Source organism: Streptomyces sp. NPDC048349, assembly GCF_040651925.1.
Lineage (GTDB): Bacteria > Actinomycetota > Actinomycetes > Streptomycetales > Streptomycetaceae > Streptomyces.
Genome location: NZ_JBEZLA010000001.1, coordinates 46,480 through 72,420 on the forward strand (window position 1 = coordinate 46,480; position 25,941 = coordinate 72,420).

Sequence of the window (25,941 nt, forward strand, 5' to 3'; positions counted from 1 at the left end):
CAGCGACGGACCGGTTCCGGTCACCCGGTGCGCTCGATTCCGCGTGGACCGGGGGAGGATGACGCCGTTTCGGCTCACCGGCGCCTGCGGGCCGTCCCGAAGACCGAGCGCGAGATCTCCCGGCCCAGCTGGGTCCCGATCGACCGGGCCAGCGAGCGGAACAGTCCGCTCCCCACCACCTGCTCGGCCAGCGAGCGCTCCGCCGCAGGGGCGCTGCGCGCGGCCCGCGCCGCCTCCTTCTCGGCCTCCTTCGCCTCCTTCTCGGCCTCGGCGGCCGCCGCTGCCGCCTCCGCCCGGGCCTCGGCGGCGGCCTGCTCGGCGCCGATCTTCTCGTACGCCGACTCGCGGTCCACCGGCTCCGCGTAGCGCGACCAGAGCAGCGAGGAGGTCACCGCCCGGTCCAGGGCCGTCGGCTCGATCGGCCCCATCAGCGACTGCGGGGCCCGCAACCGGGTCGCGGCGACCGGGGTCGGGGCGCCGTTCTCGCTGAGCACGGTGACCACCGCCTCGCCGGTCCCCAGCTGGGTGAGCAGCTCCTCGAGGTCGTAGTCGGAGTGCGGGAAGGTCTTCACCGTCGCCTTCAGCGCCTTCGCGTCGTCGGGGGTGAAGGCGCGCAGGGCGTGCTGCACGCGGTTGCCGAGCTGGGCGAGCACGTCGCGCGGCACGTCCTTCGGCGTCTGCGTCACGAAGAACACGCCCACGCCCTTGGAGCGGATGAGGCGCACCGTCTGGGTGACCGAGTCGAGGAAGGCCTTGGACGCGCCGTTGAAGAGCAGGTGCGCCTCGTCGAAGAAGAAGACGAGCCGCGGCTTCTCCAGGTCTCCGACCTCCGGCAGGTCGTGGAAGAGGTCGGCCAGCAGCCACATCAGGAAGGTGGAGAAGAGCTGGGGCTTGTCCTGGACCGCCGGGAGTTCCAGTACGGACACCACGCCGCGCCCGTCCGCCGCCGTCCGCAGGAACTCGCTGGTGTCGAACTCCGGCTCGCCGAAGAACTCCGCGGCGCCCTGCTGCTCGAAGGCGGTCAGCGCGCGCAGGATCACCCCGGCCGTCACCGTGGACAGTCCGCCGATGCCCTTGAGCTCCGGCTTTCCCTGGTCGGACACGAGGAAGGCGACGACCGCGCGCAGGTCCTTGAGGTCGATCAGTTCCAGGCCCTTGGTGTCGGCGTAGTGGAAGATCAGGCCGAGGGACTGCTCCTGCGTCTGGTTGAGCTGGAGCACTTTCGACATCAGGACCGGGCCGAAGCTCGTGACGGTCGAGCGGACCGGGATACCGGGGCCGATGCCGCCGAGCGCATAGAACTCGGTGGGACATCCCGTCGCCTCCCACTGCTGGGCCACGTCCTTCGCCCGTTCGGCGACCCTGTCGCTCGGCGCGCCCGGCGCCGAGATCCCCGAGACGTCGCCCTTGACGTCCGCGAGGAAGACCGGGACCCCGCTGGCCGACAGCTGCTCGGCGATGAGCTGCAGGGTCTTGGTCTTGCCGGTGCCGGTGGCGCCCGCAACCAGCCCGTGCCGGTTGAGCATCGGCAGGGGGATGCGGATCTGGTGGCCGGGCAGGCAATGGCCGTCCCAGAGCAGGGCCCCCAGGTCGAGCGCCGGTCCGGTGAACGCGTATCCGGCAGCGATCTCGTCGGCCGGGCCCGTCTGGTCCGCCCCGACGGCGGGGTCGGTGCTCTCGCTCATGCATCACTCCCGAATTGGCGCCCTTCGCCACTTTTGCACCAACGCGGCGAGGCTGCGCTCGCAGGGCCCGGCCCGGTAGGCTTTCCGTGTGATCTTCAAGCGCATCGGTAACGGAAAGCCGTACCCCGACCACGGCCGGGAAAGCACCCGGCAGTGGGCGGACGTCGCGCCGCGCCCGGTCCGGCTCGACCAGCTGGTGACGACCAAGGGACAGCTCGACCTCGAGACGCTGCTCGCCGAGGACTCCACGTTCTATGGCGACCTCTTCGCGCACGTCGTCAAGTGGCAGGGCGACCTCTACCTGGAGGACGGGCTGCACCGCGCCGTGCGCGCGGCCCTGCAGCAGCGCCAGGTGCTGCACGCCCGCGTCCTCGAGATGGACTGAATCCGCGCCCGGCCCCGTCCGGACCGGCCCGCACCACGCCGTCCCGGCCCTCCCAGCCCCTGCCCGTGCACCGGCCATGCCCGTGCCCCGGCCAGGGGCTTCGGCGCTTCGGGCCGGTGCCGCTTCGGGTGGATTGCGCCTTTCGGGTCACCATTGACCTATCAGCAGATCATTTAGTAGGCATCGCCACCGGGCGGCACTACGCTGCGCCCATGAGCATGCTCACTCCCCCCGGCATGGGCGGAAAGTACCGCGTCACGGGAGCCGCCTACCCCCGTATGAGCCGTAAGCGGAGCCGCCGTCGCATCGTCTTCGCCGTGCTTGGCTCGGTCCTCGCACTGGCCCTGCTCGGCTATGGGGCCCTGCAGCTCATTGACGTGTTCCAGGGCGACAGCCCGAAGCGGAACACGGCCGCGGGCGCGAAGGACTGTCCGACGAAGGCGGCCGACAGCGCCGCCAAGGGCGGCCCCGAAGCCGCCTCGGCCGCCACCCCCAAACCGGCGGTCGTCCTGCCCAAGCCCGCCGACATCACCGTCAACGTCTACAACGCGACCCCGCGCGCGGGACTCGCCAAGGCCGTCGGCGACGAGCTGCGCAAACGCGGCTTCAACGTCGGCAACGTCGGCAACGCCCCCGCCGACTTCGACAAGAAGGTCCCCGGCACCGGGATACTGCTGGGCTCCCCCGCCACCGACAAGGCCGCCTTCAGCGTGCTGGGCACCCAGCTCGCCGGCACCACCCAGCAGAACGACACCCGCGAGACCGCGGACATCGACCTGATCCTGGGCGACGCCTTCAAGGAGCTGAGCACGCCGGAGGACGCGGCCAAGGCGCTGGCCGTACTGGCCAACCCCGCGCCCGCGCCCAGCGCGAAGTGCTGATCCGCCCGATGCCCTGACGTCCCGATGCCCTGACGTCCCGGCGCGCCGGCGTACTGCCGCGCCGACGCGCCGGTCCGGTGACCCGGTGACCCGGTGACCTGGTGGTTCGGTACCGAAGGGCTACTCGGCCGAGCCGTACATGCGGTCGCCCGCGTCGCCCAGGCCCGGAACGATGTAGCCGTGCTCGTTGAGCCGCTCGTCCACCGCGGCCGTCACCACGGTCACCGGCGTGCCCGCCAGCTCGCGCTCCATGATCTCGACGCCCTCGGGCGCGGCCAGCAGCACCACGGCCGTGACGTCGTCGGCGCCGCGCTTGATCAGCTCCCGGATCGCCGCGACGAGCGTGCCGCCGGTGGCCAGCATCGGGTCGACGACATAGACCTGCCGCCCGGAGAGGTCCTCCGGCATGCGCGTCGCGTACGTCGAGGCCTCCAGGGTCTCCTCGTTGCGCACCATGCCCAGGAAGCCCACCTCGGCCGTCGGCAGGAGCCGCACCATGCCGTCGAGCATGCCGAGCCCGGCCCGCAGGATCGGCACGACCAGCGGGCGCGGGTGCGAGAGCTTCACGCCGGTGGTGGGGGCGACCGGGGTCTCGATGTCGGCCTGCTCGGTGCGCACGTCGCGGGTGGCCTCGTACGCGAGCAGGGTCACCAGCTCGTCGGCGAGCCGGCGGAAGGTGGGGGAGTCGGTGCGCTTGTCGCGCAGGGTGGTGAGTTTGTGCGCCACCAAGGGGTGATCGACGACCTGCAAACGCACAACATCCTCCAAAACTCGGCCTGCGACCTGCAAAAACGGCCGCGAGACGCGACCTGCACCCAAAAGGCTACGCGCTGGGCGGGCCCCCGCGCGTCCGTCTGGGGATGCGACCCGCGCGGGAGCCCACCACGCTGGACTGGTGAGTACCGCACCCGTGATCGCCGCCGTCGACGGATCCGACCACAGCCTGGGGGCCCTGGAGTGGGCCAGGGCGGCGGCGCTGCGGCACGGTACGGAGCTGCTGATCGCCCATGTTCTGCCCGACCACGCCCAGTTGTACGCGGGGCGCCGGGCCGCGCTGCACGACGCCCAGCAGCCGGAGGAGTTCGCCGACCCGGTGGCCGACCGGATCCGGGCCCTGCTGGGCGGCGGCCCCGGCCTGCCGGAAGGGGTCCGGTACGAGTCGCTGGAGGGCTCCGTCCCCGAGGCGCTGCGGGTGATCGGCGCGGAGGCCCTGATGCTGGTGATGGGCTCCCGCGGCCGCGGCGGCTTCGCCAGCCTGCTGCTCGGCTCGAACAGCCGGGCCGTCGCCACGACGGCCCCGTGCCCGGTCGTGGTGGTCCCGCACGCGGAGCGGAAGGTGACGGACGCCTCGGCGGAGGAGTCCGCCGGGAAGGTGGTGCTCGGGCTGCACGCCGCGGAGACCCCGGACGACGTACTGGCCTTCGCGTTCACGGAAGCGTCCGTGCGGGGGACCACCGTCCAGGTGGTGTCCGCGTACGCCGTACCGCCCGCGCCGACCATGGTCGTGGACAGCCCCTTCGTGGTGATCCCGCCGGAGGGGCTGGCGGACGACGGGGACGCCGTGCCGGCCGAGCGGGAGATGCTGCGGTCCCAGACGGAGCGGCTGGCGCCGTTCCGCGCGCGCCACCCCGACGTACCGGTCGAGCAGGCCTCCGTGCCCGGGGACGCCGCGGGCCGGCTCGTCACGGCCTCCCGGTCGGCGGAGCTGGTCGTGGTGGGCCGCCACCATCCGCGGCGGGGGGCCATGTCGCTGCTGATCGGCTCGGTGGCGAACGCGGTGCTCCAGCACGCCCACGGCCCCGTGGCGGTGGTCCCGGCGCTCCCTGACGACGCGGCCGCCGCCCGGACGTGACCGTCCGTGCCGATGGCGCGGTCACCGTGGAGTGACCGCACGGTGACTGCGCTCCGACCGTACGGAACGTGCTGACCGTTCTGACCTGCGGAGGGGTGGCATCAAACGGTCCGTCCGGGGGAAGGTGGGTGCAGGGGGAACGACCGACCAGCCCGGGGTGGTGGCCGATGCCCGACACGCAGCCGAGTGACGATGCGCCGGAGACCGCGGCGCAGCGCCGAGCACGCCGCGCGCAGTTCCTGCGCGACCTGATGGAGGCGCGGGCGCTGCGCGACCGCGTCCAGCCCCGCCGCGCCCGCGCCGCCCGCATGCGCCAGCAGATGCGCATGCGCACGTTCCGCTGGTGACGGCACCCCCGGCCGACCCCGGCCGACCCCCGGCCGACCTCCGGGCGACCTCCGGGCCGGGCCCCCGGCCCGCCCCCGCCGCGCCCCGGCCCCACCCCCGCGACCGCGCGACACGGCCGGGCGGCGCGGCCTCCGCGAAGGGACCGGACCCGGCCCCGCCGGGCCGCCCGTATCCGTACGACACCGCCGCCCCACGGCCCCCGTACCCGCCGCGCGGCGCACGGCACGGGACGACGCAAGCGCGGAAGACCTCTCGCAATGCCGCCGTTTCTGCCACGATGCCGATTGGGCGGGGCAGTACGGCGGGCACCACGGCCGTTCGGCCCCAACCTCCGGCCGGGGGGACCTCCAACCGGCATGTCTAAGACCAGTGGGAGAGTCACGGTGTATTTCGCCGCACTGCTCGCGCGCACCGAAGACGGGTGGGAAGCGAGCGACATGGAACTCGACGACGTCGAGTCCCTCAGTGATCTGATCGATCTCGCCCGGTCCGCCGCTGTCGACGACGACACGGTGGTCGCCCTCATCGAGCAGGAGGACGCCTGGTTCGGCGTCGTCCGCGTGGACGGCGAGGAGGACCCGCGGTACTTCGTCTCGAACGCCTCCGCGGCCGCCCGCAGCTCCTACGGCTCGATGCTGACCAAAGAGCTGCTGGGCAGCGACGAGGAGGACGACGAACTCGACGAGCTGGACCTGGACGGCACCGAAGACGGCGAGGAGGAACCCCTCCCCGCCTTCACCGACGAGACCGACGACGAGGACGGGCTGGGAGGCACCGGCGCGGAACCGGTACCGGCCGGTCCGCTCGGCGACCCCCAGTTGCTGGACGACCTCGGCGTGACCCACAAACAACTGATGACCCTGGACGGGGACGCCCTCTCGGAGATCGCCGAGTCCCTCGGCGCCACCGAGGTCCTGGAGGCCGTCCGCTAGTGATCCACATGCAGGACGCGCACCTTCCCGATCCCGTACGGGATCCCTGGCGGGACTCCATGCGCCTGGCGCTCCGGGAGGCCGCCCGGGCGGTGCCGGCCGGCGACGTGCCGGTCGGCGCCGTCGTGCTCGGCCCGGACGGCTCGGTCCTGGGCACCGGGTACAACGAGCGCGAGGCGACCGGCGACCCCACGGCGCACGCCGAGGTGCTGGCGCTGCGCCGGGCCGCGGCGGCACGCGGGGAATGGCGGCTTCCGGGGTGCACCCTCGTGGTGACCCTGGAGCCGTGCGTGATGTGCGCGGGCGCGCTCGTGCAGTCGCGCGTCGCCCGGGTCGTCTACGGCGCGGACGACGAGAAGGCGGGCGCGGCGGGCTCGCTCTGGGACCTCGTACGGGACCGCCGGCTCAACCACCGGCCGGAGGTGGTCCGCGGCGTGCTCGCGGACGAATGCGCACGGCAGCTGACGGACTTCTTCCGCGACCTGTGACCGGACCGGGTGACCGGGGGGTAGGACCTGCGACGGGGTCCTGCGACGGGACCTTGAGACCGGGGCCCTGACCGGCCCCTGACCACCCATGACCGGCTCGGCGGATTCCGATTTCGGCGAATGCGGCTCCTTAGGCTAGGATCCATCTCGGTAGTGTGTCCGAGTGGCCGAAGGAGCTCGCCTCGAAAGCGAGTATGGGGCAACCCATCGGGGGTTCAAATCCCTCCACTACCGCTCTGATCGAGAGCCCCGCCCCGCAAGGGTCGGGGCTCTCGGCGTTTCGCCCGCGCGTCGTGCGTTTCGTCTGCGGCTCATCTGCGGCTCGTCATCGGGTCGTCTGCGGCGGGCCGATGACGAGCCCTCGCCGCGTCCCTCCGGATGACGCCCGCGTGACCGCCCGCCCCCTCGGCCGTTGTCACGGCATGACCAAGACCCAGCGCATGCTCGCCGCCTTCGCCCTCGCGGGGGCCGCCGCGGGCCTCGCCGCACCCGCCGCCACCGCCGCGCCCCTGGCGCCCCTCACCCTCCCGGACCTCCCGACGGCCGCCCCGGGCATGCCCGCGGGGGCCCAGCCCGCGTCCGTCCAGGACATCGGCGGAAAGATCAGCGAAGGCGCGAACCAGCTCAACCAGCTGACGGAGCTGCCGAACCAGCTGGCGCCCGTGATCGCCCCCGTACAGCCCCTGGTCGACCTGGCCGGCGCCATCCAGTAACGGCAAGGGCGGGCGGACGGGCCGGCGACCGACGGGCCGGCGACACCCGAACGGCGAACCCGACCGGGGAACACGGACGGCAAACACCGGCGGAAACACGAAGAAGGCCCCGACCGGAGCCGGGACCTTCGACGCGTGGGACGGGGGAAGTGGCATCGGGGGGACAAGCCACTTCCCCCGACGAGGACGGAACCCGCCGACCCGAGCCGCAGTCAGGGGGAAGGTTGCGGCTCGGACCCCGCAGTGAGGTCCAGTCCCTCACCCACCGGTTTCCTGCCAGAACCGGTGGGCTCACATCCATCCTGCGCTCCCCGCAACCACCGACGGACCGGCAAAGGGCCCGGACCGCCGGGTCATTGGTCCTTAAAGGTCAGGTGAGTGTCCAAACCCGACCGGTTAGACTCACCCGACTTTGCAGCACCGGTTGGGGAGGCCGTCACCGCTCATGGACACCAAGAAGCTCATCACGGGCGCCCTCACCGTCTTCGTGCTCTTCGTGATCATCACCCAGCCCAAGCGTGCGGCCGAGATGGTGGGAATAGGTTTCCAGGGCATATCGGATGCAGCCTCCGGTATCGGCGAGTTCATGACCGAACTGGTGCGCTGAGCCCGTACGCTGAAGCGCCTTCCGGATTTCCCGGCCCCCCACTCCGACGGTGGGGGGCTTTTTGCATACCCACCACTCGACGCAGCGCCCCAATATGCCCAATTTGCCCTCAACACGGTGATATACGGTGCTTGCACACAGTGCACATCTCTTGTGATGCTATGACCGCTTTTGACGGATGAGTTGACTGAAGGGGTGGCGTGACCGTGCCGGCCAGTACAGCGCCTCAGGTGCCACCCCAGCAGGACCCGCAGCAGGACACCCCGGGACCGCCCCGACAGGAGGTGCGGCAGGGGCTGCGACAGGAGCCGCGACCGGAGCCCTCCGTCGAGGAGCCCCCGGCCCCGCCCGCGCCCCCCAGACCGCCGAGCAGGGGCGCGGACACCCGGGCCCTGACCCAGGTGCTGTTCGGGCAGCTGAAGGGGCTCCAGCCGGGCACCAGCGAGCACAACCGGGTGCGCGGGGCCCTCATCGAGGCCAACCTCCCGCTCGTCCGCTACGCGGCCGCCCGCTTCCGCAGCCGCAACGAGCCGATGGAAGACGTGGTCCAGGTCGGCACGATCGGGCTGATCAACGCCATCGACCGGTTCGACCCGGACCGCGGCGTGCAGTTCCCGACCTTCGCGATGCCCACCGTCGTGGGCGAGATCAAGCGCTACTTCCGCGACAACGTCCGCACCGTCCACGTGCCCCGCCGCCTCCACGAGCTGTGGGTGCAGGTCAACGCCGCCACCGAGGACCTCACCACCCTCCACGGCCGCACCCCGACCACCGCCGAGATCGCCGAGCGGCTGCGCATCACCGAGGACGAGGTCCTGTCCTGCATCGAGGCCGGCCGGAGCTATCACGCAACTTCGCTCGAGGCCGCCCAGGAAGGCGACGGAATGCCCGGCCTCCTCGACCGCCTCGGTTACGAGGACCCGGAGCTCGCCGGGGTCGAACACCGCGACCTCGTACGCCACCTCCTCGTGCAGCTCCCCGAGCGCGAGCAAAGGATCCTTCTCCTGCGGTACTACAACAATCTGACGCAATCCCAGATCAGCGCGGAGCTCGGCGTCTCCCAGATGCACGTCTCCCGGCTGCTCGCCCGGAGCTTCGCCCGGCTGAGATCCGCAAACAGGATCGAGGCGTAACCGGAACGAGTGGAGATCATTCACGCGTTTCCCGACAGAACGGGCTGATCGCCCACTGACCTCGTCTGTCGCTGGAGATATATGTCGACTTGGCGCTACAGCGCGTTGCCGACATGTGACATTCTGCTTGAACCGCGTTTGCCGCAGCCCCGCCTCCGGTATTCAGGTGGAGGCTGCGTTCCTCCGACGGACGCGCCGTACGCGACCGTCCGCGACCTCAAGGGGGTGGCATGTCCGTAGACCAGGGCAGCTCCAAGGTGCTCACGCTCGTCAAGAGCGCGGCGCCGGCAGCACCGGCAGCGTCTGACCGCTCGGAAGCCATCGACACCCGCACCCTCTCCCGCTCCCTCTTCCAGCGCCTTGCCGCCCTGGACGCGGACAGCCCCGACCGGGCGTACGTACGCGACACCCTGATCGAGCTGAACCTGCCCCTGGTCCGGTACGCCGCCGCGCGCTTCCGCAGCCGCAACGAGCCGATGGAGGACATCGTCCAGGTCGGCACGATCGGTCTGATCAAGGCGATCGACCGGTTCGACTGCGAACGCGGCGTGGAGTTCCCGACGTTCGCGATGCCGACCGTCGTGGGCGAGATCAAACGATTCTTTAGGGACACCTCCTGGTCCGTCCGCGTCCCGCGCCGCCTTCAGGAGCTGCGTCTCGCGCTGACCAAGGCCAGCGACGAGCTCGCCCAGAAGCTGGACCGCTCGCCGACCGTCCCCGAGCTCGCCGCAGTCCTGGGCGTCTCGGAGGAGGACGTCGTCGACGGCCTCGCCGTGGGCAACGCCTACACCGCCTCCTCGCTCGACTCGCCCTCCCCCGAGGACGAGGGCGGCGAAGGTTCGCTCGCGGACCGGCTCGGCTACGAGGACACGGCGCTCGAGGGCGTCGAGTACCGCGAGTCGCTCAAGCCGCTGCTGGCCAAACTCCCGGCCCGGGAACGGCAGATCATCATGCTGCGGTTCTTCGCGAACATGACGCAGTCGCAGATCGGCGAGGAGGTCGGCATCTCCCAGATGCACGTCTCCCGGCTGCTCACCCGCACCCTCGCGCAGCTGCGCGCAGGCCTGATCGGCGAGTGATCCGGGCGCACGGGCTTCCCAATTGACGGAGCGTCAGCAAAACTGGCGCGATGCGAAAGGGACCTCGCGCGGCCATCCTCATCGCCCTGAGCTGCACGGCCGCCGCCGGCCTCACCGGCTGCGGCGGCCCGGCACGGGACGGCTACGTCGCCGTGGGCGCCGCGGCCCCGGGCCCCGAACGGGGTGCGGGGGAGAACGTGGCGCCGCAGGGACAGGTGGAGTTCCAGCCGCTCGGCGGCCCGGCCGCGGCGGGCGGCTCCTCCGTATCGTCCGGTACGTCGGCCAGTACGCCCGGGTCCCAGGAGCCCGGCGGCTCCGCCCGGACCGGAGCCGCGCCGACCGGACCCGGCGGCTCCGCACACGCCCCGGCCCTCCCACCCGGAGCCGGCCCACCCACCACACCACCCGGCACCCCCAGCAGCCCCGGCGGCACCGGAAGCCCCGGGAGCACCGCAGGCCCCGGGAGCACCGCAGGCCCCGGGGGCGCCGCAGGCCCCGGCACGCCGTCGAGCCCGCCCACCAGGCCCGGCACCACGCCGCCGGCCACGCCGGCGAAGCTGACGCTGTCCACCCCGCTCAGGTCGGCCGCGGCCGACCGCTGGTGCGAGCGGGTCACCGTCACCTTCACCAACACCGGTGCCACGACAGCACGTTCCGGCACGGTCAGCTTCGCGACACACATCATCGGCGCCCTCGGCATCGACTGGGCGACGATCACCACCGCCCAGCCGCTGCCCGCGCCCATCGCCGGCGGAACCGCGAAGACGCAGGACTACACGGTGTGCGTGGAGGCGTGGCGGGTGCCGCTGGGCATGCACGTGGAGACCCGCCAGGTGACGGCCACCTGGAACTGAGGTCCCGACCGCGGTCCGCGGGCCGGTGCGGAGTGCCCGGCGGGCAGTGGTCAGTGGTCAGTGCTCATTGGTCACCAGCCACTGGCGACCGGCCACCGGCGACGGGCCAGTGGCCCAGCGGTCAGGGGCCAGGGGTCAAGGGTCAGGGGTCAGGGGTCAGGGGTCAGGGGTCAGGGGTCAGGGGTCAGGGGTCAGGGGTCAGTGCAGAACGACCCAGGCGGCCGCGCCGATCACGAGCGCCAGCGCGACCGCCAGCCCCAGCCACGCGCCCTTCTTCGAGCCTGCGGCCTGCTGCTCCTCCTCGCGGCGCTGGCGACGGGTGGGCGTCTGGCGGGCCGGCGCGGCCTCCTCGACGAACGCCCGGAACATCTGGGTGCTGCCCGCGGGGTCGTAGTTGCCCTCGGGGCCCTGTGAGTTGTGGTTCGCAGCCATGGAGCAGGACCCTAGCCGGTTTTCCGATTCTTTTACCGCCCTACCCCCCGGATTCGTTTGCCTGTAGCAACCATCCGCTTCTATGGTTGCTCTAAGCAACAAGATGGGGGGCTGTCCGGTGACCACGGAGACTGCGCAGAGCACGCGGTACGAAGAGCTGGCCCGCCAGCTCGCCGGAATCGGCGCGGTCAAGCGCGACCTCGCCCGCGTCCTGCCCCCGGACTGCCCGCCCGGAGCCGCCGCCGTCCTCACCGTGCTCGACCGCCACGGCGAGATGCGGCTGAGCCGGCTGGCCGAGCTCATGGCCGTGGACATCTCGGTGACCAGCCGGCACGTGACCCACGTCGCCGAGCGCGGCTGGATCGACCGCGAGGCCGACCCGGGCGACGGCCGCTGCCGGATCCTGCGGCTCACGCCTGCCGGCCGGACGCTGCTCGCCGAGCTCGGCGCCCGCTACACGGCCGCCCTGGAAAGAGCGCTGGCCGCGTGGTCCCCCCAGGACGTCGACGCTCTCAACACCCTGCTGGCCCGGCTCCGATCGAGCTTCTAGACAAAGGAACGACATGGTCCAGTCGGAGACGACGACCCACAACCCGCCCCCGTCCGCGACCACACCCGCGACCCCGTCCGTCACGCAGTCCGCGCCCCCGGCGATGACCCACCCGCAGATCATGAAGGCGCTGTCCGGGCTGATGCTCGGGATGTTCGTGGCGATCCTGTCGTCCACGATCGTCTCCAACGCCCTGCCCCAGATCATCAGCGACCTCGGCGGCACGCAGTCCTCGTACACCTGGGTGGTCACCGCGGCCCTGCTGTCGATGACGGCGGCGACCCCCCTGTGGGGCAAGCTGTCGGACCTCTTCAGCAAGAAGCTGCTGGTCCAGATCTCCCTCGTGATCTACGTGCTGGGCTCCGTGGTCGCGGGCATGTCCCAGAACACCGGCACGCTGATCGCGTGCCGCGTCGTGCAGGGCATCGGCGTCGGCGGACTGTCCGCCCTCGCGCAGATCGTGATGGCTGCGATGATCTCCCCGCGCGAGCGCGGCCGCTACAGCGGCTACCTCGGGGCCGTCTTCGCCGTCGCCACCGTCGGCGGGCCGCTGCTGGGCGGTGTCATCACCGACACCGACTGGCTGGGCTGGCGCTGGTGCTTCTACGTCGGCGTGCCCTTCGCGATCATCGCGCTGATCGTCCTGCAGAAGACCCTGCGGCTTCCGGTGGTGCGCCGCGAGGTCAAGGTCGACTGGCTGGGCGCCTTCCTGATCAGCGCGGCCGTGTCGCTGCTGCTGATCTGGGTCACGCAGGCGGGTGATTCCTACGCGTGGATCTCCTGGCAGACCTGGGCGATGACCGGCGGCGCGGTGGCGCTCGGCCTGCTCTTCGTCCTCGTGGAGTCCCGTGCGAGCGACCCGATCATCCCGCTGCGGCTGTTCCGCAACAAGACCATCACGCTCGCCTCGGCGGCCTCGCTGTTCGTGGGCATCGCAATGTTCTCGGGCACGGTGTTTTTCAGCCAGTTCTTCCAGTTGGCGCGGGGCGAGTCCCCCACGATGTCCGGAATCCTCACGATCCCGATGATCGGCGGGCTCTTCGTCTCCTCCACCGTTTCCGGTCAGGTGATCACCAAGACCGGTAAGTGGAAGGCCTGGCTCATCGTCGGCGGCGTACTGCTGACCGCCGGTCTGGGCCTGCTGGGCACCCTGCGGTACGACACCGCGTACTGGCAGATCGCGGTCTACATGGCGCTGACCGGCCTCGGTCTCGGCATGATGATGCAGAACCTGGTCCTCGCCACCCAGAACCAGGTGGCCCCCGAGGACCTGGGCGCGGCCAGCTCGGTCGTCACCTTCTTCCGCTCGCTCGGCGGCGCCATGGGCGTCTCGGCCCTCGGTGCGCTGATGGCGCACCAGGTCACCGGGTACGTGAAGGACGGTCTGGCCGCGCTCGGCCCGAAGGCCGCGGCGCTCGGCCACGGCGGCACCGGCGGCGGCGCCATCCCGGACCTCGACAAGCTGCCGGCCCCGTTCCGTACGGTCGTCGAGTCGGCGTACGGACACGGCGTGGGCGATGTCTTCCTCTACTCGGCGCCCACCGCGCTGCTCGCACTGCTCCTGTGCCTGTTCATCAAGGAGGTTGCGCTGAAGTCGAAGACCGAGGCCCACGCCCCGGCGGCCGGTGCCGCCGAACCGGCCGCCGCCCCGGCGGAGGTACCGGCCAAGGCCTGAGCGCCCGGCCAAGGCGTGAGCGTCCGGCCAAGGCCTGGGCATCCGGCAAAGGCCTGAGCGTCCGGGCCGGTGGCCGCGCCCTACGCCGTGGCCGTGGCCTGGGCCTCGATACCGGCGATCAGGACGTCGAGCGCGAGGCAGAAGTCGCCCTCCGGTGCCCGCCGGGCCGCACCCCCGCACCCGTGCAGGAACTGGGAGACGGCCAGGTGGGCGCCGGTCCGGGCCGGGTCCGCAAGGCCCGTGGCATCGAACAGCCGCTGGAGGGCGGCGTCGAAGGCCCGGGCGTGCGGGCCGATGTTGGGATAGGCGGCGGTGAGCGGGGCCACCCAGGGGTGGTCCGCCAGGAGCCGCCGGTAGCCCCGGGCCAGCACCCGTAGCCGGCCGGGCCAGCCCACCGGATCCTGGAGGCCCTCCGGACCTTGGAGGCCCTCTGCCCCCTGCCGGCCCTCCGCCCCCTGGAGGTCCTCCGACCCCTGGAAGTCCTCCGGCCCGGTTCCGGCCCCGGTCGACAGGGCCAGCTCGCCCAGGGCGCTGTCCAGGGCGAGTTCGAGCAGATCGTGTTTGGTGTCCACGTACCAGTACAGGGACATCGCGGTGACCCCGAGCCCGGCGGCGAGCCGCCGCATCGAGAACCGGGCCAATCCCTCGGAGTCGAGCAGCCGCACGGTGGCGGCGGTGATCCGCTCCCGGTCGAGACCGGAGGGTGCCTCACTGCGGCGTCTGCCGGGTGCGGCGGGCCTGGCGGTCAGCCACACACTGGACTCGACCGGGAGCGGATCGCCGGAATCGGCCGCGGTCACCATGGAGGCACCCTCCTCACGCCAGGTGGATCAGCCCGGAATGCCCGGTCCGCCCTCTTGATGCTAGGGGGTGTGCCGCGGCCGCCGCTGGATCAGGACGGGGAAGCCGTCAGGTCGTAGAAGGTGGCTCCGCCGACCGTGGTGGCCTTGAACGTGGCCTTCACCCAGGTCTCGATGGCGGTGCCGGTGGCTCCGCCCGGACCACCGCCGCCCTGGCGCATACCGCCGGGGGCCTCCCCCGTTCCTCCTCCGGTGCCGCCCTGGCCGATGAACCAGTGGATCCTCCCGTCCCGCACGTACTGCTGGAACTGCTCCAGGGTGGGCGACGGGTCGCTGCCGTTGAATCCGCCGATCGCCATCACCGGCGAGCCGGTCGCCAGCTGGTAGCCGGCCGCATTCTGCGAACCGATCGCCGCCGCGGCCCAGGTGTACCGGTCGGCGTCGGCGCTCAGGGCCGCCTTGGCCTCGGCGCTGACCCGGGTCCCGCCCAGCAGGCCGCCCGGTCCGCCCTGGCCGCCCGGTCCGCCGCCGACACGTTCGAGGCCGCCTCCGGCCCGGCCGCCCGAGCCACCGTCCTGGCCAGCCTGGCCGGCCTGGCCCGCCTGGCCCGTCCGGGGCGCCTGACCCCCCGGCATTCCGCCCCGCGGCGGGGTGTCGCCGCCCTGCGGGCCGCCACCCCCGCCCGCACCAGCGGGGCCGCCCGGAGGCAGCTCACCGTCCCGGCCGGGGCCCCGCATCATGCCGCCCGGCCCGCCCCGGCCGCCCGCCACCGCGGGCCCGGCGGTCACGATGGAGCCGGTGTGTCCGGTGTTGACGGTGGTCAGGCAGTAGGCGAGGGGCCCCGCCAGCGCCGCGGCCAGCGCCAGCACCGCGGTGGCGCCCAGCACCCGGCGCCCGGCCCGCGCGGCGAACGGCAGCGCGGCCGCGGCGATCAGCCCGCCCACCAGCACCGCCCAGCGCAGCCACGGCAGATAGCCGGTGGCGCGGCCGAGCAGCACGTACGACCAGACGGCGGTCAGGGCGAGCGTGCCGGACAGCGTGAGGAGCGCGGCCCGCGTCCCCCGCTCCTCCCACAGCACGGCCACCCCCATACCCACCAGCGCCGCCACGAACGGCGCCAGGGCCACGGTGTAGTACTCGTGGAAGATGCCCTGCATGTAGCTGAAGACGAGCGCGGTGATCAGCAGCGAACCGCCCCAGGCCAGGAACGCCGCACGGGCCATGCCCTCCAGCGAGTCGGTGGCCCGGCGGGCCCGCCAGGTGACCACCAGCCCGGCCACCAGCAGCACCAGGGCCGCGGGCATCAGCCACGAGATCTGACCGCCGATGTTGGCCGAGAACAGCCGGTCGATGCCGGTTTCGCCCCAGCCTCCACCTCCGCCGCCCGCCCGTCCCCCGCCGCCAACGCTGCCCGTCTCGTTGCCGTTGATCCGCCCCAGCCCGTTGTAGCCGAGGGTCAGTTCCAGGAAGGAGTTGTTCTGCGAGCCGCCGATGTACGGGCGGGAGGAGGCGGGCCACAGTTCCACGACGGCCACCCACCAGCCGCCGGCCACCACCATCGCGAGCCCGGCCAGCAGCAGCTGGCCCAGGCGTCTGCGCAGCGCGGTGGGCGCGCAGACGGCGTACAGCAGGGCGAGCGGCGGCAGGATCACGAAGGCCTGCAGCGTCTTGGCGAGGAAGGCCAAACCGACCGCGACCCCGGCCCAGACCAGCCACTTCGTGTGCGCGCCGTCCAGCGCGCGCAGGACGCAGTACACGGTGACCGTGAGCAGCAGGGTCAGCAGCGCGTCGGGGTTGTTGAAGCGGAACATGAGCGCGGCGACGGGCGTCAGCGCGAAGGCGGCGCCGCTCAGCAGCGCGGCTCCCGCCCCGAACTGGCGCCGGACGGCCGCGTACAGCACCGCTGTCGTCGCCACACCCATCAGGGCCTGCGGGACGAGGATCTGCCAGGAGCCGAGCCCGAACAGCCGCACCGACAGCATCATCGGCCACAGGGCGGCCGGGGGCTTGTCGACGGTGATGGAGTTCCCGGCGTCCGAGGAGCCGAAGAAGAAGGCCTTCCAGCTCTCGCTGCCCGCCTGCACGGCCGCCGAGTAGAAGGAGTTGGCGTAGCCGGAGGACCCCAGGTCCCACAGCAGCATGAGGGCCGTGAAGATCAGGAGCCCGGCGTACGCGGGCCGTTCCCAGCGGGGCCGGCCGGTACGGGCCCGGGCCTCGGTGGCCGGGAAGAGCGGGAGTGCGGCCGTGGTCATCGACTGTCCTTGGGCGTAGGGAACTCGGGGCCGCGCCGGTCGGGGAAGACCCAGGCGCGGAAGAGCAGGAAGCGCAGCACGGTGGCGGCGAGGTTGGCGGTGATCAGCACGGCCAGTTCGGTGGAGTGCGCGGGATGGGCCGCGGCCGCCGCCAAGGCGGCGAGGGAGCCGCTGGTCAGGGCCAGGCCAATGGCGAACACGACCAGGCCCTGGGCCTGGTGGCGCACGGCCCGGTCCCGGCCGCGCACCCCGAAGGTGAGGCGCCGGTTGGCGGCGGTGTTGGCGACGGCGGACAGCAACAGCGCGGCGCCGTTGGCGACCTGCGGGCCGGTTCCGGCGCGGAACGCGGAGTACAGCAGCAGGTACAGCAGGGTCGACAGGGCTCCCACCGCACAGAAACCGAGGAGCTGGCGGGCCAGTCCCCCGTCCACCCCGGGCAGGGCGGTGCGGTCGCGCGGGTCGTCACCGAAGGGGCGGGCGAGCCGGTCGAGCGGGAGCGCGCCGACGGCCAGGGCCCTGCCCACCCGCCAGACGCCCTTGAGGTCCTCGGTGGCGGTCTTGACGATGTGGACGGTCGAATCGGGGTCGTCCACCCAGTCCACCGGCACCTCGTGGATCCGCAGCCCGGCCCGCTCCGCGAGGACGAGCAGCTCGGTGTCGAAGAACCAGCCGGAGTCCTCCACCAGCGGCAGCAGCCGCTCGGCGACCTCCCGCCGGATGGCCTTGAACCCGCACTGGGCGTCGCTGAAGCGGGCGGCGAGGGAGGAGCGCAGGAGGAGGTTGTAGGCGCGGGAGACGAACTCCCGCTTCGCCCCGCGCACCACCCGGGAGGACCGGGCGAGGCGGGTGCCGATGGCGAGGTCGGAGTGGCCGGATATCAACGGGGCGACCAGCGGCAACAACGCGTTCAGATCGGTGGAGAGGTCCACGTCCATGTACGCGAGGACCGGCGCATCGGAACCGGACCATACGGTGCGCAGGGCCCTGCCCCGGCCCTTGTCCTCCAGCCGGGTGCTGCGTACGCCGTCCAGCGTCGCGGCGAGCGTGCCCGCGACCTCCGGGGTGCGGTCGGTGCTCGCGTTGTCGGCGACCGTGATCCGGAAGGGGTAGGGGAAGGTACGGGTGAGGTGCTCGTGCAGCCGGCGCACGCACGGTCCGAGGTCTTTCTCCTCGTTGAAGACCGGAATCACCACGTCGAGGACGGGCTCACCGGGCGCGGGCGCGAGGGGCGCCCGTGCCGGAAGGGCCCCGTGAGAGGTGTCGGTTCGCATGCTCCGACACTCGCGGGACGCCCTGTCACCGCTGTGTGGTGAGCCTGTGCCCCGGCTGTGAGTCCCCGGACGCGCCTTCCGGAGCGAGCGGCAGCACGACCTCGAAGCAGGTCCGCCCGGGTGCGCTCCGTACGCCGACCCGGCCGCCGTGGGCGGTGACGACGGCCTGGACGATGGCCAGGCCCAGGCCGGTCGAGCCCGCGGCGCGGGAGCGGGAGGCGTCGCCGCGGGCGAAGCGCTCGAAGACGTGGGGGAGCAGGGCGGGCGGTATGCCCGGTCCGTCGTCCTCGATCCGCAGCCGGACGGCGGATGTTTCACGTGAAACATGCGCGGTGACGGTGGTGCCGGGCGGGGTGTGGGTGCGGGCGTTGGCGAGCAGGTTGACCAGCACCTGCTGGATCCGCGCCGGGTCGCCGCGGACGGGCGCGGGCTCGTCCGGCAGGCACAGCCGCCAGTGGTGCCCGGGGCCCGCGGCCCGGGCGTCGCTGACGGCGTCGACGACGAGGGGCGCCAGGTCGGTGTCGGTGTCGCCGGCGGCGAGCGGACGGCCCGCGTCGAGCCGGGCCAGCAGCAGCAGGTCCTCGACCAGTCCGGTCATCCGGGTGGCCTCGGACTCGATCCGGCCCAGCGCGTGCCGGGTGTCGGGGCCCGGCTCCTCGCGGCCCCGGCGGGTCAGTTCGGCGTAGCCGCGGATGGAGGCCAGCGGGGTGCGCAGCTCGTGGCTGGCATCGGCGACGAACTGCCGCACCCGCATCTCGCTCTGCTGGCGGGCCGTGAGGGCGGCGGAGACGTGGCCCAGCATCCGGTTGAGGGCGGCGCCGACCTGGCCCACCTCAGTGCGGGGGTCGGCCTCGGTGTCCGGAACCCGTTCGTGGAGGGCGGGCTCGCCCTCGTGCAGGGGCAGTTCGGAGACCCGGGTGGCGGTGGCGGCGACCCGGCGCAGCGGGCGCAGGGCCACCCCGACCAGGGCCTGCCCGGCAAGCGAGGCCGCGATCAGCCCCGCAAGGGTCACGCAGACCTCCACCGCGATCAGGGTGTTCACGGTGGAGTCGACCTCGCCCAGCGGGAAGCCGAGGACCACGCTTCCGCCGGGCGCGGCCAGCACCCGGTACGCACCGAGCCCGGGAAGGCTCAGGTTGACCGCTCCGGGCCCGTCCGGCGCGGCGGCGCGGGCGGCACGGGCGAGGACGGCGATCTGGGCCTCGGTGAGGGGCTGGCGGTTGCCGCGTTCGGGGTCCTCGAAGCGCACGCTGCGATCGGCGTCGTACACCTTGCCGTCGGAGTCGGTCCGGAAGCCCACGGCGCCCAGCGGGGTGCCGGGGCCGAGGACGGACTTGCCCTCCCGGATCGCCTTCCCCGGGCCGGGGGGCGAGGCGGCCATGGAGACGGAGGTGCGCAGCTGCTCGTCGAGCTTGTCGACCAGGTAGGAGCGCAGGGCGAGGGTGGTGACGGCCCCGATGGCCGCACCCACGACGGCGATCAGCGCGACCGCCGAGACGACGAGCCGGGTCCGCAGCGACCAGGGCCGGCCACCCCGACTCCGCAACGGCCACGGTCGACGGGTCAGGGTCCCGGTCAGGGCCGCGGGCAGGGCCCGGGGCAGGGTCCGCTTCGGCCACGGCCGCGGCCGCGGCTGGCGGGTCCGCGAGCGCCGGTTGCCGCGAAGGGCCACTACTCGGCCGGCTTGATCAGGTAGCCGGCGCCGCGCCGGGTGTGGATCAGCGGCGCCATGCCCGGCCCGCTCTCCAGCTTGCGCCGCAGGTAGGAGATGTAGAGCTCGACCACATTGGCCTGGCCGCCGAAGTCGTACGACCACACCCGGTCCAGGATCTGCGCCTTGCTGAGCACCCGGCGCGGGTTGCGCATCAGGTAGCGCAACAGCTCGAACTCGGTGGCGGTCAGGTGGATCTCGCGGCCGGCCCGGACCACCTCGTGGCTGTCCTCGTCGAGCCGCAGGTCGCCGACGACGAGCACCGAGCCGCCGCGCGCCGCCTGCGCCGCGCCCGAACGCCGCACCAGGCCGCGCAGCCGGGCCACGACCTCCTCCAGGCTGAACGGCTTGGTGACGTAGTCGTCGCCGCCCGCCGTCAGGCCCGCGATGCGGTCCTCAACGGAGTCCTTGGCCGTCAGGAAGAGCACCGGGACGTGGGGGAGTTCACGGCGCAGCCGCCCCAGGACGGCGAGCCCGTCCATGTCGGGGAGCATGACGTCGAGGACCACGACGTCGGGCCGGAACTCCCGCGCCGCCCGCACCGCACCGGCACCGTCACCGGCGCTGCGGACCTCGCAGCCCTCGTAGCGCAGGGCCATGGACAGCAGCTCGGAGAGCGAGGCCTCGTCGTCGACGACGAGGACCCGGCACGGCCCGCCGTCGGGCCGCACCAGCGCCGTGGGGTTGCTGGTGGACGTGGACGCGTGGGAGGTGGTCGTCGCAGTCATGCATCCACGCTGTCCGGCGCCTCTGAGAGCGTTCTTGGCCCTACCTGTGAATTTCCTGAGAAACGGGCCGCTCGTCGAGCCGGAACAGGCGGGCGCCGTTGTCGTGGCAGACGGCCCGCAGCCAGTCGTCGCCCAGGCCGAGCCGTTCGAGGGCGGCGAGCTGGTGCTCGTAGGGGTAGGGGATGTTGGGGAAGTCGGTGCCGAGCAGGATCCGGTCGCCGAGGTCGGCGAGCCGCCCGCGCTCGCCGGGAGGGAAGCCGCTGATCCGTTCGGAGAAGTCGGTGAAGGCCATGGTGGTGTCGAGGCGCACCTCGGCGTACCGGTCGGCGAGGTCCAGGAAGTCCGCGTACTCGGGCATGCCCATGTGGGCCACGATCAACGGCAGCCGCGGGTGGCGGGACAGCAGCCGGGCGATCGGCTCGGGCCCGGTGTACTTGCCCGGGGCCGGCCCGGAACCGCAGTGGATCACCGTCGGAACCCCGGCCTCGGCGAGCAGCCCCCAGACGGGATCGAGCCGGTCGTCGTTCGGGTCGTACCCCCCGACCTGGATGTGCGCCTTGAAGACCCGGGCCCCGGCCTCGAGGGCCTGGCGGACGTACGCGCTCACGCCCTCCTCGGGGAAGAAGGTCGCCGTGTGCAAGCACTCCGGGGTCCGGGCGGCGAAATCGGCGGACCAGGCGTTGAGCCAGGCCGCCATCGCCGGCTTGTGCGCATAGAGCATGGCGGTGAAGGCCCGTACCCCGAACTCCCGCAGCAGCGCGACGCGCTGCTCCTCTTCGTGCCGGTAGGTGATCGGCCATGCGACCCCGGTCAGCGGACCGACCGCGTCGAAGTAGTCCCACACCTTGTCCAGGACCCGTGCGGGCATGAAGTGCGTGTGGACGTCGACCAGTCCGGGCAGCCCGAGCCGCTCCCGGAAGGCGCGGGTCGCCTCAGCCGTTGCGGGCAAAGCCGTGGCTCCGCTCGACGGTCGCGACATGCAGGGTGTAGCTCTCGTACCAGCCCTCGCGACCCTGCTCCATGGCGGCCTGGTGCTCCAGGTCCTCCCGCCAAACCCGCAGCGACTCGTGGTCGCGGAAGTAGGCGACGGTGATCCCGAGGCCCCCGGGGGTGCGCGCGGACTCGTAGCCGAGGAAGCCCGGGTTCTGCGAGACGATCTCGTTCATCCGGGCAAGAGTCGGCGCGTAGCCGCTGTCGTCATCGGTGCGGACATTGCTGAAAACGGCCATCAGATAAGGCGGTTCGAAGGCCGGAACCGGCTGGATGCTCATGCCCACCACCCTCTGCGGCGCACCCCGGCGTGTCCACCGGAATGGGCCCCGGAAGCCCAAAGGGATCCAAGTTTTGACCTGCCCGACCACCCAACCCGGCACGCCCCGCACGCGACCAAGCCCACCAGCCCGCCAAGCCCCGCAGCGCGGGGAGCCCGGGACCCGCCAAGCCCGCAGGCGCCGGTACGCCTAGAACAACCCGTCCTGCTCGGCCGGAGGCAGCCCGGCTGCAGGAGGGATCTCCGCCACCGGTACCGAGGTCACCGCGGCCCCGCCCGCCGGTGCGCCGAGTTCCCACCCGGCCAGCAGGCGGGTGTCGACGACCAGCCCGTCCGCGAAGTGCAGATCGGGACCGGCCGCACCCACCAGCTGCCCCACGACCGTCCCGCCGGTCACCATCTCGCTGATCACCCGCGTGGGGTCGGGCAGTCCCCGAAGCCCGAACGCTCCTGCATGGTCGGAGACTTCACACCCCACCGGCTCCAGCGAGTCCGGCCAGCCGGGCAGCGCAACGGCCCGCGCGTGCAGCTCGGCAACCTCCCGGGCCCGTTCCGGCGCGGCCGGCAGGTGGGCCCGTACGGCACGCTTCCGGGCGTACGCGATCCGGTCGGGCACCCCGAGCGCCGCCCGCAGCAGCTCCTCGGTGCGCCGGCTGGCCATCAGCGGCCCGCGCCCCAGCCAGGCCCATGCCACGGCCCCCTGCTCCTGCAGCCGGGCCGGCCCCCGCTCCTCGGCGGTGATGCCGACCTTGACCATCCCCGGCCCGAACCACGCGAGGTAGACGCGATAGGTGCGCGGATCGGCGGCATTGGTGTCGGCTGCCACGGAGAACGACCGGTCGAGCCGCGCGCACGCGGGACATTGGGCGTTCCCGGCGCGGCCCGGCACGGCGACAGCGGTGGGGCAGGGCGTGCGCTTGCCGGCCCGCCGCACCCCGAGGCAATGCCGCTCCCCCTGGGCGATGAAGGCCAGCCGCTGCCCGTAGGCGAGCGGGCTCGCCCGCTCCCCGCGTCCTTCCCCGTACCAGCCGATGGCCGGCTGCCCCTGCGTCCACCGGATCCCAGTGCACCACCAGCTCACAGCGGGAGCGGCCGCTCGAAGAAGGTCTCCAGGACGACGGTGGCGTGCGTTCCGCTGACCCCGTCGATGGCGTAGAGGCGCCGCAGGACGTCCTGCAACTGCTCGGTCGAGGCGGTGCGCACCTTGACCAGCACCGACGCGCTGCCCGCGATGATGTGCGCCTCCTGGATCTCGGGGATCGCCGCGAACGCGGCGGCGGACTCTCCCATCCAGGCGTTGGAGTCGACCATCACGTAGGCGAGCACCCCGCTGCCGACGGCCGCCGGGTCCACCTCCACGGTGGTCCGCCGGATCACCCCGCGCTCGCGCAGTTTGCGGACCCTCTCGTGGGTCGCCCCCGCCGAGAGCCCCACGGCCGCGCCGAGCGCGGCGTACGACTGGCCGGCGTCCTCTTGCAGGCGCAGGACGAGCGCCCGGTCGATGTCGTCCACGCGATCTTCCTCCCATGGGCCCGTCGGCCCTTGCGAAGACGGTACCTGATCCTGCAATCTCACCATCACACCGAACAACATTCGGGAATCCAACACCAGGGGGAATCATGTCAGGCATAGCCGACCTCACCTTGTACGAGATCCTGGACGAGCGCTTCAAGACCGGCCGCTGCGCAAACGGTGACGTACGCCTGGACCGGCTCTACGACGACTGCCGCTGGGCGGAGGGCCCGCTGTACCTGCCCGCCTGGCGACAACTGGTGTGGAGCGACATCCCCAACGACCGCATGCTCCGCTGGGACGAGGCGACCGGCGCGGTCTCCGTCTTCCGCTCCCCCGCCGGCCACTCCAACGGCAACACCCTGGACCGCGAAGGCCGCCTGATCACCTGTGAGCAGGGCAACCGGCGCGTGACCCGCACCGAGCCCGACGGACGCCTCACCGTCATCGCCGACCGCTTCGACGGCAAGCGGCTCAACAGCCCGAACGACGCGGTGGTCCGCTCGGACGGATCGATCTGGTTCTCCGACCCGGACTTCGGCATCACCAGCGACTACGAGGGCCATCGCGCACCCAGCGAGATCGGCGCCTGCAACCTCTATCGGGCCGACCCCGCGACCGGGCAGGTCCGCCTGGTCGCCGACGGCTTCCTCGGCCCCAACGGACTGGTCTTCTCCCCGGACGAGAGCGAGCTCTACGCCGCGGACACCCGAGCGGGCCACATCCGCGCCTTCAAGGTCACCGACGAGGGCGCCCTCACCGGTGACCGGGTCTTCGCCGCCTGCCCGTCCGTCGACAACATCCGCTTCGACGACCAGGGCCGCCTGTGGGCCGCCGCGATGGAGTCCGGCGTCCACTGCTATGCCGCGGACGGCACCCTGATCGGCCGCGTCCGCGTCCCCGAACCCGTCTCGAACATCGCCTTCGGCGGCCCCAAGAACAACCGCCTCTTCATCACCGCCACCACCTCCCTCTACTCCCTGGTGATGTCCGTGACCGGCCTGCCCCGCGTCCTCTGAGGACGCCGCCGCGCCCGCTACCGGGCGACGAACTGCGTCAGGATCGCCTGCACCTCGTAGATGTCGACGCCCTTGGTGAAGGTCTTCTCGATCGGCGCCGGGCTCCCGGATATCCAGATCTTGAGCTCGGCGTCGAGATCGAAGTGACCGGCGGTCTCCACGGAGAAGTGCGTGATGCTCCGGTAGGGCACGGAGTGGTACTCGACCTTCTTCCCCGTGAGCCCCTGCTTGTCTATGAGCACCAGTCGCCGGTCGGTGAACAGGATCGTGTCCCGGATCAGCAGATACGCGGCGTGCACCTGCTCGCCCTGCCCCAGCAGCCGCGCGTAGTCCCGCTGCGCCGACGCCGAGTCGATGCTGTGCGCGTTTCCGAACAGTCCCATGAGAACCCCCGTGTTCCGGTTTCCATCTCGAGCGATCTTCAAGAACCCTACGGAAGCCGACCCGTCACCCGCATCCCCCTCCAGAGCCATCCCCACCCCTGACCCCCACGGGGTAAGCCCTCCCCACCAAGGAGGAGCCCCCCTCCCCCCGTCGGCCCCGTCAGAACACGACAGAGGCCCCCAGGATTTCTCCTGGGGGCCTCTGCCTTGCTGTGCACTCGGCAGGATTCGAACCTGCAACCTTCTGATCCGTAGTCAGATGCTCTATCCGTTAAGCTACGAGTGCTTGTCCGCCGGGGTTTTGCGCCCCGTTGGCCTTGCGAGAACAACAATACATGGACCTCGCCGGGACGCGAAATCCATTAGCCAAACCGCCGCTGACCTGCGGAAACGCCCTGGAAGAAGATCATCCGATTGAGGGCGGGCGGATCCCGCGGAAGCCGTGTGCGGCCGGAGCGGCGCCGTTCGGGAGGGTTCGGAGGTCGCACAGACGTCGGAGCGGTCTGAGCGGACGAAAGCGGGCGCGGAACGCACCGAAGCCCCGGTCCGCAGGGACCGGGGCTTCGGGAAGTGCGGAGGCGGAGGGATTTGAACCCTCGATGGGGTGTAAGCCCCAAACCGCATTAGCAGTGCGGCGCCATAGACCGGACTAGGCGACGCCTCCAGCACACCCCCGCGTACGAAGGTGCGTGCAGATGATGACACAGGCGCAGGGCCCCTCACCAATCCGCTCCCACGGTACTAGGAGGGACGGGCCAAGGGCAAAGCCTTAAACCCCCGCAGCACGCAACGTCGGCGGACCCGCGTCGTTGGTCAGGCGTACGACGTACGGACGACCTGGAGTGCCCCATGCTGCGTCTCGCCGCCTTCGCCGTCACCTCCGCCCTGGCCGCCGCGGCCGCCGGCCCCCTGCCCCCGCTGCCCGAGCCCCTGGGCGGCCTGCTCGCGTCGTCGCCCGACCGCCTGACGATCACCATGGCCAACACCGGCAACCGGCACATGGACCGCAAGTACGAACTCGAATGCGACCCCGTGGGCGGCAACCACCCCTCCGCGGAGGAGGCCTGCGCGAAGCTGGACCGGCTCGCCGCGGAGGGGAAGGACCCCTTCGCCCCCGTCTCCAAGCGGCAGATCTGCTCCGAGCAGTACGGGGGCCCGGCCACGGCCGAGATCACCGGAACCTGGCGGGGGCGCACGGTGGACGCGCAGTTCCGCCGGACGAACGGCTGCGAGATCCGCCGCTGGGAGGAGTTGGAACCTCTGCTTCCGCCGGGGCGTTCCTGACCTGGGAGGATGCGCAGGACGGGTGGTCTCCGCCACACATCGGCCACCCCACCGGGGGACTGTGGCCTTAGACTCCTCCCGTGACATGCCGGTAGTT

The 25,941-nt window shown here is 72.1% G+C and carries 28 protein-coding genes and 3 tRNA genes; 16 read left to right on the top strand and 15 right to left on the bottom strand.

Features of this window, described 5'->3' with window-relative positions:
• Window positions 1-74: 74 nt before the first annotated feature.
• Entirely contained in the window at window positions 75-1,685 is a 1,611-nt protein-coding gene (locus AB0D44_RS00250; RefSeq protein ID WP_362582147.1) for a helicase HerA-like domain-containing protein, read from the bottom strand.
• Between the two features lie 88 nt (window positions 1,686-1,773).
• Between AB0D44_RS00250 and AB0D44_RS00255 the strand changes: the two genes are divergently transcribed.
• The gene (locus AB0D44_RS00255; RefSeq protein WP_015034993.1) at window positions 1,774-2,070 is read left to right on the top strand and encodes a type II toxin-antitoxin system VapB family antitoxin; all 297 of its coding nucleotides are present in this window, start codon (window positions 1,774-1,776) and stop codon (window positions 2,068-2,070) included.
• Between the two features lie 212 nt (window positions 2,071-2,282).
• Entirely contained in the window at window positions 2,283-2,951 is a 669-nt protein-coding gene (locus AB0D44_RS00260) for a LytR C-terminal domain-containing protein (RefSeq protein WP_362582150.1), read from the top strand.
• 120 nt (window positions 2,952-3,071) lie between these two features.
• Here the strand turns inward: AB0D44_RS00260 and upp are convergent, their stop codons facing one another.
• The gene (gene upp / locus AB0D44_RS00265; protein WP_069921170.1) at window positions 3,072-3,707 is read right to left on the bottom strand and encodes a uracil phosphoribosyltransferase; all 636 of its coding nucleotides are present in this window, start codon (window positions 3,705-3,707) and stop codon (window positions 3,072-3,074) included.
• A 139-nt stretch (window positions 3,708-3,846) separates the two neighbouring features.
• On the opposite strand from upp, the gene AB0D44_RS00270 reads away from it, so the two are divergent.
• The 10 genes from AB0D44_RS00270 (at window position 3,847) to AB0D44_RS00315 (ending at window position 10,957) form a co-directional block, all read left to right on the top strand.
• Window positions 3,847-4,803: a universal stress protein gene (locus tag AB0D44_RS00270; protein WP_362582153.1), complete on the top strand. Its 957-nt coding sequence runs from the start codon at window positions 3,847-3,849 to the stop codon at window positions 4,801-4,803.
• Between the two features lie 167 nt (window positions 4,804-4,970).
• Window positions 4,971-5,150: a hypothetical protein gene (locus tag AB0D44_RS00275; RefSeq protein WP_030027564.1), complete on the top strand. Its 180-nt coding sequence runs from the start codon at window positions 4,971-4,973 to the stop codon at window positions 5,148-5,150.
• 384 nt (window positions 5,151-5,534) lie between these two features.
• Window positions 5,535-6,083, top strand: a complete 549-nt coding sequence (locus AB0D44_RS00280; protein ID WP_362582155.1) for a hypothetical protein — start codon at window positions 5,535-5,537, stop codon at window positions 6,081-6,083.
• 8 nt (window positions 6,084-6,091) lie between these two features.
• Window positions 6,092-6,571 carry a tRNA adenosine(34) deaminase TadA gene (tadA, locus tag AB0D44_RS00285; RefSeq protein WP_362582825.1) on the top strand — a complete coding sequence of 160 codons (480 nt, stop codon included), beginning with the start codon at window positions 6,092-6,094 and terminating at the stop codon, window positions 6,569-6,571.
• Window positions 6,572-6,720: 149 nt separating this feature from the next.
• A tRNA-Ser gene (locus AB0D44_RS00290) sits at window positions 6,721-6,805 on the top strand.
• A gap of 188 nt (window positions 6,806-6,993) precedes the next feature.
• Window positions 6,994-7,284 (top strand): hypothetical protein, encoded by a 291-nt coding sequence (locus AB0D44_RS00295; protein WP_362582157.1) that lies wholly within the window; start codon window positions 6,994-6,996, stop codon window positions 7,282-7,284.
• A 445-nt stretch (window positions 7,285-7,729) separates the two neighbouring features.
• Window positions 7,730-7,891, top strand: coding sequence for a hypothetical protein (locus AB0D44_RS00300; RefSeq protein WP_215014193.1), 162 nt, complete (start codon window positions 7,730-7,732; stop codon window positions 7,889-7,891).
• Window positions 7,892-8,187: 296 nt separating this feature from the next.
• Window positions 8,188-9,024 carry an RNA polymerase sigma factor SigF gene (locus tag AB0D44_RS00305; protein ID WP_362582828.1) on the top strand — a complete coding sequence of 279 codons (837 nt, stop codon included), beginning with the start codon at window positions 8,188-8,190 and terminating at the stop codon, window positions 9,022-9,024.
• A 230-nt stretch (window positions 9,025-9,254) separates the two neighbouring features.
• Window positions 9,255-10,103, top strand: a complete 849-nt coding sequence (locus AB0D44_RS00310) for an RNA polymerase sigma factor SigF (protein ID WP_362582160.1) — start codon at window positions 9,255-9,257, stop codon at window positions 10,101-10,103.
• A gap of 50 nt (window positions 10,104-10,153) precedes the next feature.
• Window positions 10,154-10,957 carry a hypothetical protein gene (locus AB0D44_RS00315; RefSeq protein ID WP_362582163.1) on the top strand — a complete coding sequence of 268 codons (804 nt, stop codon included), beginning with the start codon at window positions 10,154-10,156 and terminating at the stop codon, window positions 10,955-10,957.
• 198 nt (window positions 10,958-11,155) lie between these two features.
• Here AB0D44_RS00315 and AB0D44_RS00320 read toward each other — a convergent pair whose 3' ends face one another.
• On the bottom strand, window positions 11,156-11,389 hold the full coding sequence (locus AB0D44_RS00320) for a hypothetical protein (RefSeq protein WP_362582166.1): 234 nt from the start codon (window positions 11,387-11,389) through the stop codon (window positions 11,156-11,158).
• 103 nt (window positions 11,390-11,492) lie between these two features.
• Between AB0D44_RS00320 and AB0D44_RS00325 the strand changes: the two genes are divergently transcribed.
• Window positions 11,493-11,939, top strand: coding sequence for a MarR family winged helix-turn-helix transcriptional regulator (locus tag AB0D44_RS00325; protein WP_362582831.1), 447 nt, complete (start codon window positions 11,493-11,495; stop codon window positions 11,937-11,939).
• 103 nt (window positions 11,940-12,042) lie between these two features.
• Window positions 12,043-13,614: an MDR family MFS transporter gene (locus AB0D44_RS00330; RefSeq protein WP_362582834.1), complete on the top strand. Its 1,572-nt coding sequence runs from the start codon at window positions 12,043-12,045 to the stop codon at window positions 13,612-13,614.
• Between the two features lie 80 nt (window positions 13,615-13,694).
• On the opposite strand, the gene AB0D44_RS00335 is transcribed toward AB0D44_RS00330, so the two are convergent.
• From AB0D44_RS00335 to AB0D44_RS00375, 9 genes are all read right to left on the bottom strand, one after another.
• Complete coding sequence (locus AB0D44_RS00335) at window positions 13,695-14,417, bottom strand: TetR/AcrR family transcriptional regulator (RefSeq protein WP_362582169.1); 723 nt, start codon at window positions 14,415-14,417, stop codon at window positions 13,695-13,697.
• 89 nt (window positions 14,418-14,506) lie between these two features.
• The gene (locus AB0D44_RS00340; protein ID WP_362582172.1) at window positions 14,507-16,666 is read right to left on the bottom strand and encodes a glycosyltransferase family 39 protein; all 2,160 of its coding nucleotides are present in this window, start codon (window positions 16,664-16,666) and stop codon (window positions 14,507-14,509) included.
• The gene (locus AB0D44_RS00345) at window positions 16,663-17,937 is read right to left on the bottom strand and encodes a bifunctional glycosyltransferase family 2/GtrA family protein (RefSeq protein WP_362582175.1); all 1,275 of its coding nucleotides are present in this window, start codon (window positions 17,935-17,937) and stop codon (window positions 16,663-16,665) included. Before AB0D44_RS00345 ends, AB0D44_RS00340 begins: the two co-directional genes overlap by 4 nt.
• Window positions 17,938-17,962: 25 nt before the next feature.
• Window positions 17,963-19,483, bottom strand: coding sequence for a HAMP domain-containing sensor histidine kinase (locus tag AB0D44_RS00350; protein WP_362582177.1), 1,521 nt, complete (start codon window positions 19,481-19,483; stop codon window positions 17,963-17,965).
• Between the two features lie 125 nt (window positions 19,484-19,608).
• A complete protein-coding gene (locus tag AB0D44_RS00355) occupies window positions 19,609-20,376 on the bottom strand; it encodes a response regulator transcription factor (protein WP_362582179.1) in 768 nt (255 codons plus the stop codon).
• A gap of 40 nt (window positions 20,377-20,416) precedes the next feature.
• The gene (locus AB0D44_RS00360; RefSeq protein ID WP_362582182.1) at window positions 20,417-21,325 is read right to left on the bottom strand and encodes an amidohydrolase family protein; all 909 of its coding nucleotides are present in this window, start codon (window positions 21,323-21,325) and stop codon (window positions 20,417-20,419) included.
• Window positions 21,309-21,647, bottom strand: a complete 339-nt coding sequence (locus AB0D44_RS00365) for an antibiotic biosynthesis monooxygenase (protein WP_362582185.1) — start codon at window positions 21,645-21,647, stop codon at window positions 21,309-21,311. The genes AB0D44_RS00360 and AB0D44_RS00365 overlap by 17 nt, the downstream gene beginning before the upstream one ends.
• Before the next feature lie 189 nt (window positions 21,648-21,836).
• On the bottom strand, window positions 21,837-22,727 hold the full coding sequence (locus AB0D44_RS00370) for a DUF2797 domain-containing protein (protein ID WP_362582188.1): 891 nt from the start codon (window positions 22,725-22,727) through the stop codon (window positions 21,837-21,839).
• On the bottom strand, window positions 22,724-23,158 hold the full coding sequence (locus tag AB0D44_RS00375; protein ID WP_362582191.1) for an Lrp/AsnC family transcriptional regulator: 435 nt from the start codon (window positions 23,156-23,158) through the stop codon (window positions 22,724-22,726). Before AB0D44_RS00375 ends, AB0D44_RS00370 begins: the two co-directional genes overlap by 4 nt.
• Window positions 23,159-23,265: 107 nt before the next feature.
• On the opposite strand from AB0D44_RS00375, the gene AB0D44_RS00380 reads away from it, so the two are divergent.
• On the top strand, window positions 23,266-24,177 hold the full coding sequence (locus tag AB0D44_RS00380; protein ID WP_362582194.1) for an SMP-30/gluconolactonase/LRE family protein: 912 nt from the start codon (window positions 23,266-23,268) through the stop codon (window positions 24,175-24,177).
• A gap of 17 nt (window positions 24,178-24,194) precedes the next feature.
• On the opposite strand, the gene AB0D44_RS00385 is transcribed toward AB0D44_RS00380, so the two are convergent.
• From AB0D44_RS00385 to AB0D44_RS00395, 3 genes are all read right to left on the bottom strand, one after another.
• On the bottom strand, window positions 24,195-24,560 hold the full coding sequence (locus AB0D44_RS00385; protein WP_362582197.1) for a PH domain-containing protein: 366 nt from the start codon (window positions 24,558-24,560) through the stop codon (window positions 24,195-24,197).
• A 213-nt stretch (window positions 24,561-24,773) separates the two neighbouring features.
• Window positions 24,774-24,846 (bottom strand) — tRNA-Arg (locus AB0D44_RS00390).
• Between the two features lie 287 nt (window positions 24,847-25,133).
• Window positions 25,134-25,224 (bottom strand) — tRNA-Ser (locus tag AB0D44_RS00395).
• 185 nt (window positions 25,225-25,409) lie between these two features.
• Here AB0D44_RS00395 and AB0D44_RS00400 point away from each other — a divergent pair.
• Window positions 25,410-25,844, top strand: a complete 435-nt coding sequence (locus AB0D44_RS00400; protein WP_362582199.1) for an SSI family serine proteinase inhibitor — start codon at window positions 25,410-25,412, stop codon at window positions 25,842-25,844.
• Window positions 25,845-25,941: the final 97 nt, after the last annotated feature.

Coding starts and splice junctions, on each gene's coding strand:
- AB0D44_RS00250 (WP_362582147.1), bottom strand. CDS start 1,685: ATGAGCGAGAGCACCGACCCCGCCGTCGGGGCGGACCAGACGGGCCCG.
- AB0D44_RS00260 (WP_362582150.1), top strand. CDS start 2,283: ATGAGCATGCTCACTCCCCCCGGCATGGGCGGAAAGTACCGCGTCACG.
- AB0D44_RS00275 (WP_030027564.1), top strand. CDS start 4,971: ATGCCCGACACGCAGCCGAGTGACGATGCGCCGGAGACCGCGGCGCAG.
- tadA (WP_362582825.1), top strand. CDS start 6,092: ATGCAGGACGCGCACCTTCCCGATCCCGTACGGGATCCCTGGCGGGAC.
- AB0D44_RS00295 (WP_362582157.1), top strand. CDS start 6,994: ATGACCAAGACCCAGCGCATGCTCGCCGCCTTCGCCCTCGCGGGGGCC.
- AB0D44_RS00300 (WP_215014193.1), top strand. CDS start 7,730: ATGGACACCAAGAAGCTCATCACGGGCGCCCTCACCGTCTTCGTGCTC.
- AB0D44_RS00310 (WP_362582160.1), top strand. CDS start 9,255: ATGTCCGTAGACCAGGGCAGCTCCAAGGTGCTCACGCTCGTCAAGAGC.
- AB0D44_RS00315 (WP_362582163.1), top strand. CDS start 10,154: ATGCGAAAGGGACCTCGCGCGGCCATCCTCATCGCCCTGAGCTGCACG.
- AB0D44_RS00320 (WP_362582166.1), bottom strand. CDS start 11,389: ATGGCTGCGAACCACAACTCACAGGGCCCCGAGGGCAACTACGACCCC.
- AB0D44_RS00325 (WP_362582831.1), top strand. CDS start 11,493: ATGGGGGGCTGTCCGGTGACCACGGAGACTGCGCAGAGCACGCGGTAC.
- AB0D44_RS00330 (WP_362582834.1), top strand. CDS start 12,043: ATGACCCACCCGCAGATCATGAAGGCGCTGTCCGGGCTGATGCTCGGG.
- AB0D44_RS00335 (WP_362582169.1), bottom strand. CDS start 14,417: ATGGTGACCGCGGCCGATTCCGGCGATCCGCTCCCGGTCGAGTCCAGT.
- AB0D44_RS00340 (WP_362582172.1), bottom strand. CDS start 16,666: ATGACCACGGCCGCACTCCCGCTCTTCCCGGCCACCGAGGCCCGGGCC.
- AB0D44_RS00345 (WP_362582175.1), bottom strand. CDS start 17,937: ATGCGAACCGACACCTCTCACGGGGCCCTTCCGGCACGGGCGCCCCTC.
- AB0D44_RS00355 (WP_362582179.1), bottom strand. CDS start 20,376: ATGACTGCGACGACCACCTCCCACGCGTCCACGTCCACCAGCAACCCC.
- AB0D44_RS00365 (WP_362582185.1), bottom strand. CDS start 21,647: ATGAGCATCCAGCCGGTTCCGGCCTTCGAACCGCCTTATCTGATGGCC.
- AB0D44_RS00380 (WP_362582194.1), top strand. CDS start 23,266: ATGTCAGGCATAGCCGACCTCACCTTGTACGAGATCCTGGACGAGCGC.
- AB0D44_RS00385 (WP_362582197.1), bottom strand. CDS start 24,560: ATGGGACTGTTCGGAAACGCGCACAGCATCGACTCGGCGTCGGCGCAG.
- AB0D44_RS00400 (WP_362582199.1), top strand. CDS start 25,410: ATGCTGCGTCTCGCCGCCTTCGCCGTCACCTCCGCCCTGGCCGCCGCG.